15 protein-coding genes are annotated in these 16,002 nt (G+C 56.1%); 5 read left to right on the top strand and 10 right to left on the bottom strand.

Annotation, left to right across the window (positions count from 1 at the left end; genetic code table 11):
• Positions 1-159: 159 nt before the first annotated feature.
• Positions 160-750 carry a hypothetical protein gene (locus IPM50_11800; protein QQS32338.1) on the bottom strand — a complete coding sequence of 197 codons (591 nt, stop codon included), beginning with the start codon at positions 748-750 and terminating at the stop codon, positions 160-162.
• A gap of 38 nt (positions 751-788) precedes the next feature.
• Between IPM50_11800 and IPM50_11795 the strand changes: the two genes are divergently transcribed.
• Positions 789-1,445, top strand: a complete 657-nt coding sequence (locus tag IPM50_11795) for a YceH family protein (GenBank protein ID QQS32337.1) — start codon at positions 789-791, stop codon at positions 1,443-1,445.
• Between the two features lie 212 nt (positions 1,446-1,657).
• Here the strand turns inward: IPM50_11795 and IPM50_11790 are convergent, their stop codons facing one another.
• Complete coding sequence (locus IPM50_11790) at positions 1,658-2,986, bottom strand: tetratricopeptide repeat protein (protein ID QQS32336.1); 1,329 nt, start codon at positions 2,984-2,986, stop codon at positions 1,658-1,660.
• Between the two features lie 214 nt (positions 2,987-3,200).
• Between IPM50_11790 and serC the strand changes: the two genes are divergently transcribed.
• Entirely contained in the window at positions 3,201-4,289 is a 1,089-nt protein-coding gene (gene serC / locus IPM50_11785) for a 3-phosphoserine/phosphohydroxythreonine transaminase (protein QQS32335.1), read from the top strand.
• A gap of 81 nt (positions 4,290-4,370) precedes the next feature.
• A complete protein-coding gene (locus IPM50_11780) occupies positions 4,371-4,691 on the top strand; it encodes a hypothetical protein (protein QQS32334.1) in 321 nt (106 codons plus the stop codon).
• 71 nt (positions 4,692-4,762) lie between these two features.
• Here the strand turns inward: IPM50_11780 and IPM50_11775 are convergent, their stop codons facing one another.
• Positions 4,763-4,978, bottom strand: a complete 216-nt coding sequence (locus tag IPM50_11775; GenBank protein ID QQS32333.1) for a cold shock domain-containing protein — start codon at positions 4,976-4,978, stop codon at positions 4,763-4,765.
• Positions 4,979-5,294: 316 nt separating this feature from the next.
• Here IPM50_11775 and IPM50_11770 point away from each other — a divergent pair, with 316 nt between their 5' ends.
• Positions 5,295-6,077: a tryptophan 2,3-dioxygenase gene (locus IPM50_11770; protein QQS32332.1), complete on the top strand. Its 783-nt coding sequence runs from the start codon at positions 5,295-5,297 to the stop codon at positions 6,075-6,077.
• Between the two features lie 75 nt (positions 6,078-6,152).
• Positions 6,153-7,676: a bifunctional metallophosphatase/5'-nucleotidase gene (locus IPM50_11765; GenBank protein ID QQS32331.1), complete on the top strand. Its 1,524-nt coding sequence runs from the start codon at positions 6,153-6,155 to the stop codon at positions 7,674-7,676.
• A 6-nt stretch (positions 7,677-7,682) separates the two neighbouring features.
• On the opposite strand, the gene IPM50_11760 is transcribed toward IPM50_11765, so the two are convergent.
• The 7 genes from IPM50_11760 to IPM50_11730 all read right to left on the bottom strand — a co-directional run bounded on the left by IPM50_11760 (position 7,683) and on the right by IPM50_11730 (position 15,923).
• The gene (locus IPM50_11760; GenBank protein QQS32330.1) at positions 7,683-9,110 is read right to left on the bottom strand and encodes a family 10 glycosylhydrolase; all 1,428 of its coding nucleotides are present in this window, start codon (positions 9,108-9,110) and stop codon (positions 7,683-7,685) included.
• A complete protein-coding gene (gene hemW / locus IPM50_11755; GenBank protein ID QQS32329.1) occupies positions 9,107-10,222 on the bottom strand; it encodes a radical SAM family heme chaperone HemW in 1,116 nt (371 codons plus the stop codon). The genes IPM50_11760 and hemW overlap by 4 nt, the downstream gene beginning before the upstream one ends.
• 28 nt (positions 10,223-10,250) lie before the next feature.
• Positions 10,251-11,828 (bottom strand): AbgT family transporter, encoded by a 1,578-nt coding sequence (locus tag IPM50_11750; protein QQS32328.1) that lies wholly within the window; start codon positions 11,826-11,828, stop codon positions 10,251-10,253.
• A 21-nt stretch (positions 11,829-11,849) separates the two neighbouring features.
• Positions 11,850-14,114 (bottom strand): phosphoribosylformylglycinamidine synthase subunit PurL, encoded by a 2,265-nt coding sequence (gene purL / locus IPM50_11745; GenBank protein QQS32327.1) that lies wholly within the window; start codon positions 14,112-14,114, stop codon positions 11,850-11,852.
• Between the two features lie 148 nt (positions 14,115-14,262).
• Positions 14,263-14,763, bottom strand: a complete 501-nt coding sequence (locus IPM50_11740; protein ID QQS32326.1) for a DinB family protein — start codon at positions 14,761-14,763, stop codon at positions 14,263-14,265.
• Between the two features lie 7 nt (positions 14,764-14,770).
• A complete protein-coding gene (locus IPM50_11735) occupies positions 14,771-15,328 on the bottom strand; it encodes a TlpA family protein disulfide reductase (GenBank protein QQS32325.1) in 558 nt (185 codons plus the stop codon).
• Between the two features lie 10 nt (positions 15,329-15,338).
• The gene (locus IPM50_11730; GenBank protein QQS32324.1) at positions 15,339-15,923 is read right to left on the bottom strand and encodes a redoxin domain-containing protein; all 585 of its coding nucleotides are present in this window, start codon (positions 15,921-15,923) and stop codon (positions 15,339-15,341) included.
• Positions 15,924-16,002: the final 79 nt, after the last annotated feature.

Below are 16,002 nucleotides of genomic sequence, written 5' to 3'. Positions count from 1 at the left end.
GCGTCGGCTGATCCTAAGACCGGCAGCCGGATAATGCTTTCAGTCTTTCGATGGTTCCGGACTTTCGCGATCGCCCTTGCTGACGCGCGGGTCTTTGCAACTTGGTATTGCGTTCGCGATCGAACTTTAGTGAGGAAAAGTGGTGTATTGAGCCCTTACTTACGTGCGGGCTACTGACACGCCGAGCTTTTCTTGTTGTTTCGTGAATTCTTCGGTGAGGCCGAGTTTTTCCAGCCAGTCTTTCTGCTCTTTCATCAGCCGCGGCAGGTGGAACACATCCGACAGAGCGTAATCGACAAGTGCATCGGTCCAGACGCCGTTCCAATTGCGCGTGAATTTAGCACGCTGCGTCTTGTCCAGATCGACGGCAAAATAGCGATAGAGCGTATCGGCGAGCGACGCTGATTGGTTCGCACCGCGGGTGAGAACCTTTTCGGCGATCATCGTATCGAAGACGCCGTGAACGGCGTGCCCTGATGCGGAAAGAAAATCCAGATCGAATCGAGCGTTGTGAAATATCTTAATGACGCTCTCATCCGTGAGCACATCGATGAATGGCCCCATCTCGACGCCCTCGCTCAGCGGTATCAGTACGCCGAGGTCGCCGTCGGAAAATTGGATCGAATACAGCTTGCCGTGACTTGGGTTCAGGCCCGACGTTTCGGTGTCGCAGCCGAGTGCGGGCGACGCGGCCAGGCGTTCGTGCGCGGCGGCTATAACGTCCGGCGTCCTTGCGACCAGAATTTCCATCGCCTAAATTGTAGAATACAAATAGTCTGATCTAACAGATGCCTGAACCATTAACAGAAATAGAAGCCCGCATCGTCGGAGCACTCGTCGAAAAACAATTGACCACGCCGGAGTATTATCCGCTGACGATGAACGCTCTGGTCAACGCCTGCAATCAGAAGAACAACCGCGAGCCGGTAATGTCGCTCGATGAGCCGACGGTCGCTCGAGCGATACAGAATCTGCGAGACCGCAATCTGGTTTACGTTTTTCACGGCAGCACGAGCCGCGTGCCGAAATACAAGCACATGCTGCCGAGCTATTATGAACTGGACGAGGGCGGGACGGCGATAATGACCGTGATGATGCTCCGCGGGCCGCAGACCGTCGGGGAACTGCGTGAACGCACCGGCAGAATGTATGAATTCGCCGACCTCGGCGAGGTTCACACGGCTCTCGAAGGCCTGATCAACCGCGACGAGCCGCTCGTCGTCAAGCTCGATCATTTGCCCGGCCGCAAAGAGCCGCGTTACGCACATCTGCTTTCGGGTGAATTGGACGTTGAGGAAATTCAGGCCATCGCGGCCGCAACACCGGCTTCGGTCAGCCTGGCCGGCGACCGAATATCAAAACTCGAGGGCGAGATCGCCGCTCTCCGCGACGAACTCGCTGCACTGAAAGAGGATTTCGCCGAATTCCGAAAGCAGTTCGATTAAAAGCTAGATCACGATCACGTACTTGCCGATGACTATGATCGCGGGCAAAGCGATGGTCGAGGCGATATGACGCAATTTTTTTCTCATCCGAAATTCCTCCTTTGGAACGCGTAATAATTAAGAACACCGCCGCGATGGCGTTTGTGACAACGAAAAAGCCGCGAAGCAATTAACGCAGCTTCGCGGCTAAAGTTATCGTAACGGCCTTCGCTCTAGTTCCTGCGGCGTGCGGGCGTCGTCTGACGTGTCGGGACGACATTCTGGGCCTTCAGGATCTCAAGGTATTCTTTCGCACCTTGTTTCATTTTGTGGCTGTCAGGTGCGATGCCGGCAAATTTCTGCAGCAAGTTGGCACCTTCCTGCGCCATTTCCTTGTCGTTGTTATTCAGCCACGACATGTCCACCAGCACGAGCCCCAAGTACGCCATGCCGTCAATGTTGTCAGGATATTTTTCAAGCAACGCACGGTAGGCCGTAACGGCATCTTCGCGCTTTTGAGCCTCGCGATACAGGTCGCCGAGAATGAGCATCGCGGTCGCCTTTTTAACGTTGTCGGACTCGGCGTTCAGATATTCCGGGATCATCGCCTTAGCTGCCTCAATGACGGCAGGATCGACCTGTCCGGTCGCCGCCGCTACGCGAAATGTTTCGATGGCTCCGGAAAGTGCACCCGTCTTTGTGGAATCAAGCAGGCTCTTGTCGCTGAAATCTTCCGGCGATGCGGTTTTCAGAATATTCCACGAACCAAGAAAGCCCTCAGCCGATGCGGCAAAATCGCCCTTTGCGGTCCGCTGAAGTTCCATCTTTTCAGCGGCATCTGCGGTCTTTACCGCCGAATTGTACGTGTTGACGCCGCGCATGCGATAGGCGGTGCTGCGGTTATTCATCAGGATCGGGGCGGTACCGGCAAATGTCGGGTCAGCGGCGATGCCCTCAGAATATTTCGATATCGCGAGCTCGAAATTCTTTGCTTCATAGGCAGCATTGCCCGACTTTAGAGCTTCACCGACAATCTCATTTACCTTTTTGGCCTTTTCGTTCTTTTCCGAGACCTCTTTCAGTTTGGCCTGATATTCTGCTTCGGCCTTTTTCTGATCTTCCGATGCCTTTGCATTTTGCTGGGCGGCCGCTTCGCTGTCAGGCCCCGTCACGCCGACAGCACCTGCACGGACCTCGGCTTCGGTCAATTTACTGCCGTCGCCGGGATACATCGTGATCAGGATCTTGTCCATGCCGGCACGGACGTTCGAGAAAACGGTCGGGGCGCAATCGGGTGCGCTGACAGCAAAAACGAACTGAGCCATATACGGCAGGCCGGCAAAGCTGAATTCGCCTCGCCGATTCGTCTTAGCAGACGGAAAGCCCGCCTTTATATCGACGCGATAAACCTCGATCAGGGCGTTCGTTACCGGCTCACGCGTGCCGTCGGCGTTCTGTTTCTCAACTTTGCCGCTAACGGGTGCCGACTGTGCCGATACGCTGACCGCGGCAAGCGAGAACGCCGCTGCCATAACCAAAAAAGTGCCAATTTTGCGTAACATCTCGATCCTCCAACGTACTATCAAATCTACGCCGCTCTGTTTGATGTCTAAAATGCGGCGATGAGTTTGCGCTTGAATTTAGTTTACTTCATTTTCCAAGGTGCCGAAAAGCTCGACAGATACGGTTTTCGGCCTGCCGGTCGGCGAAACCGAGGGCTCCGCGGTGCGTGCCGCCGCGGCGGTGTGATATCTTACAATTTCGGCGGCCAAATATATGACGGAAAGGATATTCAATTTTAGTGCGGGCCCTGCTGTTCTGCCCGTTGAGGTGTTAGAAAAGGCACGCGACGAGATGCTTTCGTTGGGCGGCATCGGCATGAGCGTGATGGAGATCAGCCATAGATCGAAGCATTTTGAAAAGGTGCTGCATGCGGCTGAGAACGGCATCCGGGAACTGTTGGGCGTGCCCGAAAATTACAAGATCCTGTTCCTGCAGGGCGGTGCGACGCTGCAGTTTTCAATGGTGCCGCTGAATTTCCTCGGCGCGGGCGAGACGGCTGATTACGTGATCACCGGTGCGTGGGGAAAAAAGGCCCTCAAAGAAGCAAAACGCTGCGGGAATACCAACGTGATATTCACGACCGCGGACGAGGGCTTTAAGTCAGTTCCGCAGCAGTCGGATCTGAATTTCACTGAAGGTGCGAAATACGTCCACTACACGTCGAACGAGACCATTGAGGGCGTTGAGTTTCACTACGAGCCCGACGGCTTGGGCGTTCCGGTGGTTTGCGACGCATCGTCGAACATACTTTCGAAACCGCTCGACATCAGCAAATACGCCCTCATTTATGCCGGTGCTCAGAAGAATATCGGCCCCAGCGGCGTGACGCTGGTCATAATCCGCGACGACCTGCTCGCCGCTGTTCCCGAAAACCAGCACTCGATGCTGGATTACCGCGTGCTCGCCGAGAATGACTCGATGCTGAACACGCCGAATACTTGGGGCATTTACATCATCAGCCTCGTGTGCGAATGGCTGCGATCGAAAGGCGGCATGGACGGCGTCGCCGAAATGAACCGCGCAAAAGCGGCGATATTGTACGACGCGATCGATTCGAGCGACGGCTATTACAGCGGCCATGCCGCACGCGGCGCGCGTTCGCTGATGAACATCACATTTCGCCTGCCGTCCGAGGAACTCGAGAAGCAGTTCTGCGCAGAGGCGACCGCCGCAGGGCTCGACGGACTGAAAGGCCACCGCTCCGTCGGCGGCATCCGAGCGTCCGTTTACAATGCGTTCCCGAAAGAGGGCGTTACGGCGCTGACCGATTTCATGGCGGATTTTGCTCAAAAGAACGGCTGATATTTGCTGGAAGCCGCGGCGGTTTTGCCGTTTCTTTTAATAGGGGCTCTGTATGGCCCTTCCACCCCAAAGAGGCGCGCAATGGCACTGATAGGAAATAAGCTTTATCGAAACGTCCAGTCGAAACAGGACGAAGCGGCAGAAATTGATATGCAGCTTTCGCGGATGGAAGAGGACATCCGAAAGCTGAAGATCGATTTCGACATCTATTTCAACGGTGCCACGAAACGGCCGCCGCTGGAGGCAAAAGCGAGGTTGGAAAGCGTGGTGAAGCGCATCGCCGATAACCGCAGCCTGACCTACGCGCAGCGGTATTATCTCAACACGCTGGTCGCGCGGTTCACGTCATACCGCGAACTATGGCGACGCACCCTGAAATCGAAGGGTGAGGAACTTGTCTGAATCAAGAAACCGAGGAGAGTTTCCGGAAAACATTTGAAGGCTCGGCAAAAATGCCGGGCCTTTTTGTTTTCCTATTGATAAACCATTCTGGTAACTAACTCCGCCTGCGGGCCTTTCGGCCCGTCAGAGAACTCGAATTCGACCTCTTCGCCGGGCACAAGGGTCTTGTAGCCGTCGCCGCCGATCTTTGTGTAATGCACAAAAATATCCGGTTCGCCGGGCTTTTCGATAAAGCCGTAACCCTTTTGATTATTGAACCATTTCACCTTGCCCAAGGACTTTGCCATCTTAGGTGGATCCTCCAAAAACTTCGTACTTCAGGAATATGCCCGCACTACTGGCAGGGACAGTTCTATTTCGCACAAAACTTCACGAGAAGAATCGAATTCTTAAACTGCAAGGCCTCAGATCTTTCCGATATGTGTTGATAGACGAAAGGAAATTTAGCGGAAAGTTAAGGCTGTGTCAAGAGAATTTTCAAAATTGGACCGTGTTGTAGGCGCGTAGCCCCGTTCCAGACCTTGTTGACCTTCGGGACAATTGACTTGCCCGCGGCAATGCAGGAAGATAATCGCATAATTCCCCGGCGCTTTTTACCCCTCTATGGCTAATGAATACGGCAAGGACGCACCGCTTTCGTACAACAAATATTTGAAGGTCCGCGAGCTGATCGAACTGCAGGAACCGCTTTCCGAGCCCGGAAGCCACGACGAACTGCTGTTCATCATCATCCATCAGACCTACGAGCTGTGGTTCAAGCAGCTATTGCACGAATTGGACGCCTGTATCGGCTGGATAGACAAAGGGCGGCTGTTTCGGGCGAATCACTCGCTCCGTGCGGCGGTTTCTATAGAGAAGATACTCGTTACGCAGATCCACATTCTGGAGACGATGGCTCCGATCGGCTTTTTGGAATTTCGCGACAGGCTCAACCCCGCGAGCGGCTTTCAGTCGATGCAGTTTCGCGAACTGGAATTCTCGTCGGGAGCAAAGGACGAGCGGATACTTGATTCTTTCAAAGACGACGAATTCGCGTATGAGCGGCTCAAACGGCGGTTTGAAGCGCCGTCGCTCGCGGACGCGTTTTGGTCATTACTTGAAAGGAACGGCCTTGCCTCCGCAACGAACGACGAACGCGTCGCCGCGATCGTCGAAATACTCACGCATCCCGAAAAATACGCCGACATTTACAATATGCAGGACCTGCTGATCGAGCATGACGAGCTGATAATATCGTGGCGGTACAACCATATTCAGATGGTCGAACGCATGCTCGGAATGAAACGCGGCACGGGCGGATCGGACGGCGTCGGATACCTGATGACGACGCTGAAGAAGAAGTTTTTCGCCGAACTCTGGGAAGCACGAACGCATCTCACGATATAGTTAGGAGTTCCGAGTTTCGAGTTCCGAGTTGCGGGTTTCGAGTCAATAGATCACTTATATCTTGAGAACAAAATAATGCTCAATCGATTTGCTCTTGTTATCGTTTTTGTTGGCCTTTTGTCTGCTGCGGCGTTCGGTCAGAATGCCGAAACGGTACGCGTTACGTTCCTGCATCTGAACGACACGTATCAGTTCACGCCTGTTGACGGAGGCAAACGCGGCGGGCTTGCCCGCGTGATGACCATCCGCAGACAGACGCTGAAAGACAATCCGAACACGCTGATGACGCTGGGCGGCGACACGCTGTCGCCTTCGGTCGAAACGCGAACATACCGCGGCAAACAGATGATAGACGCATGGAACAAGGTCGGGCTGGATTACAGCGTGCTGGGCAATCACGAATTCGACATCAAAACGAACGAGATACTAGACCGGATCAAGGAATCGAATTTCACATGGCTTGGATCGAACGTCATCGACACGAAAACGGGCAAGATATTCGCCGATCTGCCGCCGTTCGTGATCCGCGAATTCGGCGGAGTGAAGGTCGGGCTTTTCGGCCTGCTGCTGCCCGAGACGAAAGAGACATCGTCAATGGAAGCCCACCTGAAGGTCGCCGATTACTGCGAAACGGCACGCGACATGATCGCGAAAATGCGTGCCGCCGGTGCGAATACCATCGTCGGTGTTACGCATTTGTTCATGGCGCAGGACAAGCGCGTCGCACAATGTGCCCCCGGCATTGACCTAATACTCGGCGGCCACGAACACACGCTGCTGCAGTCGTCAGCCGCGGGCGTTCCGATATTCAAAATGTGGGCCGACGCCCGCGAGGTCGGCCGTTTTGATCTGTATATCGACAAAAAGACGGGCAAGGTGACGAGCATGGACTGGCAAATAATCCCAGTGACCGATGCCATTCCTGACGACCCGGATTTTGCTCCTGTTTACGCGAAGTACAAGGAACTGCTCGATCAGCTCGAGGTACGCGTCGGAGCGACCGCGGTGCCGCTGGACGCGCTTTCGCACTCGGTGCGTTCGAAAGAAACGGACATCGGCAATTTTATCGCCGACGCTTACCGCAATGCCGTCGGCGCAGACATCGGTTTCGTCAATGGCGGTTCGATCCGCGCCGACCTATCGTACAATCCCGGGCCGCTGACCAAACGCGACGTGCTCTCGATGCTGCCTTTCAATAATCCGATCGTAAAGGTCGAAGTAACGGGCAAACTGCTGATGGAGATACTCGAACACGGCGTCGCGCGCAGCGGCGTCGGCGAGGACAATGAGCCCGGGCGTTTCCCGCAGGTGTCGGGCGTGTGTTTCAAATTTGACCGCCTCAAATCCGCCGGCAGCCGCGTTTCTGATGTATGCGTCGGCGGCGACCCGATCGACCTTAACAAGACCTACACCATCGCGACGTCGGATTTCCTCGTCTCGCGCGGCGGGGACGGCTACACGATGTTCTCAAAGGCAAAGGTTCTGATCGACGCTGAAAAAGCACCGAAAGATTCTGACGTTTTCGAACAGGCGATAAAGAACTCGCCAAACTCCACCATATCGCCAAAGGTCGAAGGCCGCATCGTGAGGGTGAATTAGCCAGTTTTATTTGCTCATCTTTCCTGCACGGCTGACCGTCTTTACGACGATGTCGCGAATGCCGCGGCCCGCGGAAAGCAAGATCGTTGTTTCGCCGGCGGGCAGGACGGAATAGCTCCAGCCGCTGTCATCGCGAACATAAACAACGTACTGCAGAGCGTTCGGGATACTGTTCCAGTTGGCTCGGACGTATAGATCGCCGCGTTCGATGCGGACACGCGGACGTTTCGGCGTCGAGCTTTTGATCCACGGAAAATCGGGCAGAACGGCGTCGCGGCGAAAGACTTCATTCCTTAAGACATTCTGAATTCCGCCCAGGTCGTTTCGCAGCGATTTGTGGCTAAAGAAGATGCCGCCGCGGACGCGCGTTGCGGAGCGCATACGCGCGATCTGCGATGCGATCTCGGCGGCGGTCATGTTTTCATTCGCCCCGATGCGATAGGCGGCGATGCCGGGCCAGATGTGGCGGCCGGCTGTGTTCTGTTCGAGCCACCAATCGAGCAGCACGGGAAAACTAAGGCCTTTGCGTGCCGTTTCCCAATAAAGCTGCGGTGCGAGGTAATCGACCGTGCCGTCCTGCAGCCATTTGCGTGCATCGGCGTAAAGTTCGGCGTAGGCGTTGAAACCGGCGATGTCGCGTTCCGGCATCGGCTGCCAAATACCAAAAGGCGATATGCCGTAGATAACGTCGCGGCGGATCTTCTTTATCTCGCGGCCGACCTGTTCGATAAAGGTGTTCACATGCCAACGCCGCCAATCGGGACGCGTCATCTTGCCGCCAGAACGCAAATACGCCTGCCAGTTTTTCTCGTCGGGGAAATCGATGGGCTTGTTGTCGGCGTCGCGCTCGGCGTACGGATAGAAGTAATCATCGAAATGCACGGCATCGATGCGATAGCTTCGGACGACGTCCTTTATCACACGCAGCGAATGCTCACGCGAGCCGCGTTCGGTCGGGTCGAGCCACATATAGCGGCCGTATTGACGCGTGATGTCGGGCCGCGTTTTGCTGACGTGCGAATCGGCGACGGTTTTCGCGGCGGGATGGAACGCACGAAAAGGATTGAACCACGCATGCACCTGAATGCCGCGGCGATGTGCTTCGGCGGTGAGAAATTCGAGCGGGTCGAACGCCTGCGGGCGGCCCATCTCGCCGGTCAGGAATTCGGACCACGGCTCGATCTTTGACGCATAAACGGCGTCAGTCATGGGCCGCACCTGAAAGATGACGGCGTTCATTCGCAGGCTGCGGACGAGGTCGAGAGCCTCTATGATCTCGCATTTCTGGTCCTCGACAGGCAGGCCTTTCTTTGTAGGAAAATCGATATTATCGACCGTCGCGATCCAGACGCCGCGGAATTCACGTTCGACGTCGGGAAGCTGCTGGGCTGCGGCGGCGATAGCCATGATCAAAATTGCGGCAAGTGTTTTCATACGAATTCGGCGAACACCTCATTTGAGAACAGCATTCCACGCCGCGTCAAACGTACGCGGCCTGCCGACGTTTCGATGAGGCCTTTTTCCGCGAGGCTCGCCGTCATTTTGACGAGATCGATCCCGAATTTTTCTTGGTAAACGGCAATTTCAATTCCCTCCGTCAGACGCAGGCCAAGGAACGCGGTCTCTGATGCAAGGTCTATCTGTTCGCGATATGTCTCGGCCGAGCCTGACGCTTCGATCATTTCCACATATTTCGCGGTGTCGCGTTCGTTCGCATAACGCTCGCTCCCGTTAAAGGAATGTGCCGACACACCGAAGCCGAACACGGGCTTCAACGCCCAGTATTTTGTGTTATGACGCGACTCAAAGCCCGGCTTTGCGAAGTTCGATATCTCGTATTGCGCGTAGCCCGCGGCGGCAAGCCGGTCGAGCATCACCTCGTACATTTCTGCGGCAAGTTCATCGTCGATCGGCGTGCGGCGGCCCGAACGCACCTGTTCGGCGAGCGGCGTCGATTCGTGTATCTCCAATAGATACAGCGAGATATGCTCGGGCGACATCGCGACGGCCTCGTCGAGATTGCGCTGCCAATCATGCATCGTCTGCCCCGGAAGTCCTGCGATCAGATCAAAGCTGATATTCGTAAAGCCGGCGTCGCGGAGCATCCGGTAGGTTTGACGAGCGTCGTTGGCATCGTGTCCGCGGGCGAGGAGTTTCAGATCGCGGTCGTTGAATGTCTGCACGCCAAAGCTCGCACGGTTGACGCCGAGTTCGCGATACGCGGCGAGCTTTTCGGGCGTTACGGTCGCGGGGTTCATTTCCATTGTGATCTCGTGACATTCGGCCACAGAGAACACGGAGGACACTGAGTTTATTATCTTTTCAACTTGCTCGGGCTCCAGCAGCGATGGCGTGCCGCCGCCGAAGTAGATGGTGTCGATGTCAGCGTTTAACCACCCGCTACCGCAGGTGGTTCCGACCTCCGCGCACAACGCCGCGACGTAGCGCTCGACCGCATCGCTGCTGCGGTAAACGTCGGTCGCGAAGTCGCAGTACGAACACCGCGACTTGCAGAAAGGAATATGAAGATAAACACCGGCGGGCACGGAAAAATGATATCACCGCCAAACAAGTTTACGGCGCCGGAGTGCCGCCGACCTCATAGTAAATTCCCGCTCCGGGACCAAGCGGCAGCCCGAACAGGAACCAGATGACCAGGAAGATCGTCCAGCCGATGAAGAAGACGAACGAATACGGCATCATCATCGACATGATGGTGCCGATGCCGGCCTTGGGGTCGTATTTTTGGGCAAAAGCGACGATGAGCGGGAAATACGACATCAGCGGCGTGATGATATTGCAGACGCTGTCGCCGATGCGGTAGCAGGCCTGCGTCAGCTCGGGCGAATAGCCGAGCAGCATCAGCATAGGGACGAAAACCGGCGCCATTACGGCCCATTTTGCCGATGCAGAACCGATGAAAAGATCGAGCAGGATCGAAAGAATGACGAACGAGATGATCAGCGTGACGCCGCCGAGTTCCAGCGAACGCAGCAGTTCGGCTCCTTCGACGGCGAGGATGATGCCCAGATTCGACCAATTGAAAAATGCTACGAACTGAGCCGCAAAAAACGCCAGCACAAGATAGACGGACATCGTGCGCATTGAGTTTTCCATCGCGCGTATGACGTCGTCGATGCCCTTAAAGGACCGCGAAACAAAGCCGTAAACGCAGCCGAGCACGACGCCGCCGAAAAAGATGAACGATATGATGCCCGTCAGGAACGGCGAGCGGAGCACGCTGCCCGTTTTCAGATCGCGCAGAAATCCGTTCTCGGGCACGAGGCCGAGCAGGACGACGCCGACGATCACCGCCGTTACGGCGAGCGTTGCGAATAGTCCGCGTTTTTCTTCTTTTGAAAGACGGTCGAGGCTTTCGGGTTTGACGTCGCCTTTGTATTCGCCGAGTTTCGGAACGACGACCTTTTCGGTGATCCATGTGCCGAGAATGGTCACCAGAAATGTCGATGCCGCAAGGAAATAGTAGTTCGCGGCGGGCGTGACGATATACGACGGATCGATGATACGTGCGCCTTCCTGCGTCAGTCCCGCGAGAAGAGCATCGGTCGGTGCTAGCAGCAGATTCGCCGAAAAACCGCCCGAAACGCCCGCAAAAGCGGCCGCGAGGCCCGCCAACGGATGGCGGCCGACAGCGAGGAACAGCATAGCCGCAAGCGGTGTCAGCACGACGTATCCGATGTCGGACGCCATATTGGAAATGACGCCCGCGAAAACGACGACCGCCGTCAGCAGACGACGCGGCGACGAAAGGACCAGAATTCTAAGGCCTGCGGAGATAAGGCCGCTTGCTTCGGCGACCGCAATTCCCATGATGCCGACCAGTACGACGCCGAGCGGTGCGAAACCGGTGAAATTAGTGACGAGGCCTGTGAGGATCTTGTGCAGTCCCTCGACCGTGAGCAGGTTGACCGCACGGACCTCTTCGCCCGTTCCCGGATGCGTGACCGAAAGTCCCGCCCACGAGACCACGGCCGAGAGCAGCAATGCCAGCATCGCGAGGATGAAGAACAGGAACGCCGGATTCGGTATGGCGTTCCCGATGCGCTCGATGCGGTCGAGGATGCGGAAATAAAAAGTGTCGGGACGTTCGAGTTCCGGCTGCTCAGTGGTCGTTTCCTGCATAAACGGCATACGGCACACCAAGGCGCCGTGTTATGTAAGTTGTAGTTCGAGTGAATTACGCCAGATCGCTTCCAGCTCTGCTGTGTCGGCTTCGATAACGGCGTTTCCGCCGATTGAGATGCGGAAAGTGCCCGATTCGACTGCCCCGATAATCGCAAAAGGAAGGTCCGCTGCGATCTCGCGGACGCGGGCGGCGAATTCGGGTGCAAAACTGATGACGATGCGTGACGGCGATTCGGCGAAAAGGGCCGCCGCATCAGAAAGTACCGACGCCGGCAGGTCTATCGCCGCACCTAAAGTATCACGATCAAGCGACGAAAAACAGCTTTCGGCGATGGCTACCGCAAGCCCGCCTTCCGAGCAGTCGTGTGCCGAACTTATCAGCGACGCATCGGCAAGGTGCAGAATGACGTCGTGAATGCGTTTCTCAAGTGCCAGGTCGATCGCGGGAAGACTGCCGCCCGAGATCATCGCTTCGGTGGAAATGCCGAGCACGGCGGATGCAAATTCGCTGACCGTAAGGTCATCGCCGGTCGTTCCGATGAGCGCGATCAGGTCGCCCTTGCGTTTGAAGCCCTGCGTGATGATCTTGCGCGTGTCGTGAATGAGCCCGACCATGCCGATGGTCGGCGTCGGCAAAATGCCTTTGCCGTCGGTTTCGTTATAGAACGACACATTGCCGGATACGACGGGCGTTTCAAATGCGGTGCAAGCCTCTGCCATGCCGTCGATAACGTCCGAAAATGAACGCATCACTTCGGGGCGTTCGGGCGATGCGAAATTCAGGCAATTGGTAACGGCGATGGGCTCGGCACCGACGCAGACGACGTTTCGTGCGGCCTCGGCGACGGCGTGTTTCGCACCTTCTTTGGCGTTCACTGCGACGTAGCGGCCCGGCCCGTCGAGGCACATCGCGATCGCACGGCGCGTTTCCTTGACGCGAATTACAGCGGCGTCCGCTCCAGGCAGAACCGCAGTATTCGTGCGCACCATCGAATCGTATTGTTCGTAAACCCAATGTTTAGAAGCAATGTTCGGCGATGCGAGCAGGCGACGAAGAGCGTCAGCGGAGTTGATATTTGGAAGTTGAGAATTAATAGTTGCGGAAAGCGGACTCTCCGCTCTTTCCTCTCCACTATCGACTGCCGCCATCGGCCTTTCGTATTTCGGCGCCTCGTCGGTGAGCGCCATAACGGGCAGGTCGGCCTCGAGGACGCCGTTGTGGAATATCTTCAGGCGGTCGCCTTCGACGACCTTGCCGATAACGACGGCGTCGAGCTCCCATTTGCTGAAGATCTCGACGACCTCTTTTTCGCGGCCTTTGCGGGCGACGATCAGCATACGCTCCTGCGATTCTGAGAGCATCATCTCGTACGCCGTCATGCCGGTTTCACGCTGCGGGACGAGCGTAAGGTCAATTTCCAGGCCGTTGCCGGCACGCGCCGCCATTTCGACCGACGATGACGTCAGGCCCGCGGCGCCCATGTCCTGTATGCCTTCGATGGCACCGGAACGCATCGCTTCGAGACAGGCCTCGAGCAGGAGCTTTTCCAGAAAAGGGTCGCCGACCTGAACGGTCGGTCGTTTTTCGAGAGCGGCGTCGTCGAATTCCGCCGAAGCCATCGTCGCACCGTGAATGCCGTCGCGGCCGGTTTTCGCACCGACGTAAAGCACCGGATTGCCGATGCCTTCGGCCTTGCCGAAAAATATCTGATCCTTGCGGACGATGCCGAGCGCGAAGGCGTTGACGAGCGGATTCAGGCTGTAGCTCTCGTCAAAAACGACCTCGCCTCCGATGGTCGGCACGCCGAAGCAGTTGCCGTAATGCCCGATGCCTTCCACGCAGCCTTTGAGTATGGAGCGGTTGCGGTTGCCGTGCTGCGGATGATCAAGCGGCCCGAAGCGGAGCGAATTCATCGCTGCAACGGGGCGTGCACCCATCGTGAAGACGTCGCGAAGAATGCCGCCGACGCCGGTCGCTGCTCCCTGAAAAGGCTCAATGAACGAAGGGTGATTGTGCGATTCGACCTTGAACGCCACGCACCAGTCGTCGCCGATGTCCACGACGCCCGCATTCTCGCCCGGCGGCACGATAACGCGAGTGCCGCGTGTGGGCAGGCGTTTCAGATGCACGCGGGAAGATCTATACGAACAATGCTCCGACCACATCACGCTGAAAACGCCGAGTTCGGTCAGATTCGGCTCGCGGCCGAGTATCGAGATGATGCGTTCGTATTCGTCGGCGGTGAGATTGTGCTGTGCAACGATGTCAGGCGTGATGGTCGTTTCGTTCATCTTCTGTTAACTTCCCGTCAGTAAAACGAAACTGTCATCTTATCGTTTTGGGCAAAGGATGTCGATTTGTGGGGAACGGGAAATTGGAGAGAGCGGTCCAAAGAAAATGCGGGCAAGGATGCCCGCGTTCCAACGCGTTGCAATTCAGCTAATCCAACGCAGGTAAGCCCATTTCGGCCCATTCCTCGCGTGCAGGGCCGTAAACTCCGGGCACGGTGAGGCCAGCCTGACGCATCAGAACGGTCATTTGGCCGCGGTGATGGCCCTGGTGTGCGATGAGGTAAAAGAGCGTCATGCCGCGTGACCACGTTTCGCCGTACATGTCGTCCTCGATCAACAGCGTCTCATCGGTCCAGTTCGCGTTGACGGCATCGGTCACGGATGCGGCTGCCTTCTCAAATGCGGCAGTTATTTCAGCGGCGGTCGCGGGACACTGCGAATCTTCGGATGGACAATCGATGACAAGGCCCACCTTGCCAAGCATTTCGCCGAGCGTGAGCGTGATGTGCCATGCGATGAAACCGAGGCTGCGGCCGTCGGGAGCTACCTTTTGCCCGAGCGACGCGTCGGTCAGCCGTGCAAACATCTTGCCCGTGATCTCGGCCTCATAGTGCCAGGCGTTTTGAAAATCTTCGATATGGCGGAACATGCCTTTTCTATTTTGCGCCGGCCGCGAGGGCTTTTTTCACTTCCTCGGCGAGCGGAATGTAGCGGACCTTGCCCATGCGCAGATACGATACGGAGCCGTCAGCATTATAAAGAATGGTCAGCGGCAGAACGCCTGTCCATTTTTCCGAGACCAGCTTGATCGCCGCGTCCGGATCTGCCGTGTGCAGCAAATAGGCAGGCATAGTGGCCTTCATTTCGCCGAGAAAACGCGGTACGACGGTCGTCATATCATCGACGTCATCCAGCGAAATGGTGATGAAATCGATCTTTCCGCGGAATTCGTCGTCGATCTTTATCAGATCGGGGAATTCTTCGCGGCAGGGTTCGCACCACGTCGCCCAAAAGTTTATGAGAAGCGGCTTGCCGTTCGGTTTCAAGAGCCCGCGAAGGCCGTCGATGTCAACCTGTGTGATCTTTGGCCCGTCGACAGCGACGGGAACAGCTTTAGGCGGTGCGGCGGAACGCTGTGCCGCCGCATCTACGGCAAAAAATAAAACGGCGAAGGCGGCAATGGCCGCCGACGCCGCAAAACGTGCAATTCGCATAAAACGCATCTTACTTTTCAGCTTCGAGACGCTTGATAGTGCAGCCGAAGGCATTCGCCTTGGTGCGTTCGATGGCCTTGCCGCCGAGCTTTGATTCAAATGCGGCACGCAGGTACTGCTCTTGAATATTCTTGCCGCTGCGGTCGTTGTCGATGGCTCCGTGATAGAGCAGTTTATTGTCTGCACCCACGAAATAGGCTTCGGGCGTAACGGTCGCACCGAGTTTGTCCGCAAGCTTGTTGCCCTTGTCGATCAGCATCGGAAAACTCGGGAAATTCTCTTTCGCATCGCTCGTGACCCATTCGAGCGATTCGGTGTGGTTGGAATTGATGCCGATGAATTTGATGCCTTTTGCTTCGTATTCGGCGGCGACCTTGTTGATACGCTCAATGTAAAGCTTTACGACGGGGCACTGTGCCGACAGGAACATCACCACGGCTCCGTTCTTGCCTTTCAGGTCGTTCAGGCTGTGCGTCTTACCGTCCGTTCCCTGCAGCGTGAAATTTTCCATCGTATCGCCGATGTTGATGCCCTGCGCATTGACCGCAAAGGCAAGTGCGACAACCGCAAAAAACGTAAAAAATGCTCGTTTCATTTATGAGGGTCCTCCAAAAATTGATTTCGACTAATTCTAACAATTACCTCAGTCAGCGGACAAACTGCCTTTTCCGATA

This window comes from Acidobacteriota bacterium, assembly GCA_016700075.1.
Taxonomy (GTDB): Bacteria; Acidobacteriota; Blastocatellia; order Pyrinomonadales; family Pyrinomonadaceae; genus OLB17.
Note: the sequence above shows the minus strand (reverse complement) of the source record. Positions and strands in the feature narration are given on the sequence as shown.

Excerpts from the sequence above, each read along its gene's own strand:
- IPM50_11800 (QQS32338.1), bottom strand. The coding sequence starts at position 750 with ATGGAAATTCTGGTCGCAAGGACGCCGGACGTTATAGCCGCCGCGCAC.
- IPM50_11795 (QQS32337.1), top strand. The coding sequence starts at position 789 with ATGCCTGAACCATTAACAGAAATAGAAGCCCGCATCGTCGGAGCACTC.
- IPM50_11790 (QQS32336.1), bottom strand. The coding sequence starts at position 2,986 with ATGTTACGCAAAATTGGCACTTTTTTGGTTATGGCAGCGGCGTTCTCG.
- serC (QQS32335.1), top strand. The coding sequence starts at position 3,201 with ATGACGGAAAGGATATTCAATTTTAGTGCGGGCCCTGCTGTTCTGCCC.
- IPM50_11780 (QQS32334.1), top strand. The coding sequence starts at position 4,371 with ATGGCACTGATAGGAAATAAGCTTTATCGAAACGTCCAGTCGAAACAG.
- IPM50_11775 (QQS32333.1), bottom strand. The coding sequence starts at position 4,978 with ATGGCAAAGTCCTTGGGCAAGGTGAAATGGTTCAATAATCAAAAGGGT.
- IPM50_11770 (QQS32332.1), top strand. The coding sequence starts at position 5,295 with ATGGCTAATGAATACGGCAAGGACGCACCGCTTTCGTACAACAAATAT.
- IPM50_11765 (QQS32331.1), top strand. The coding sequence starts at position 6,153 with ATGCTCAATCGATTTGCTCTTGTTATCGTTTTTGTTGGCCTTTTGTCT.
- IPM50_11760 (QQS32330.1), bottom strand. The coding sequence starts at position 9,110 with ATGAAAACACTTGCCGCAATTTTGATCATGGCTATCGCCGCCGCAGCC.
- IPM50_11750 (QQS32328.1), bottom strand. The coding sequence starts at position 11,828 with ATGCCGTTTATGCAGGAAACGACCACTGAGCAGCCGGAACTCGAACGT.
- purL (QQS32327.1), bottom strand. The coding sequence starts at position 14,114 with ATGAACGAAACGACCATCACGCCTGACATCGTTGCACAGCACAATCTC.
- IPM50_11740 (QQS32326.1), bottom strand. The coding sequence starts at position 14,763 with ATGTTCCGCCATATCGAAGATTTTCAAAACGCCTGGCACTATGAGGCC.
- IPM50_11735 (QQS32325.1), bottom strand. The coding sequence starts at position 15,328 with ATGCGAATTGCACGTTTTGCGGCGTCGGCGGCCATTGCCGCCTTCGCC.
- IPM50_11730 (QQS32324.1), bottom strand. The coding sequence starts at position 15,923 with ATGAAACGAGCATTTTTTACGTTTTTTGCGGTTGTCGCACTTGCCTTT.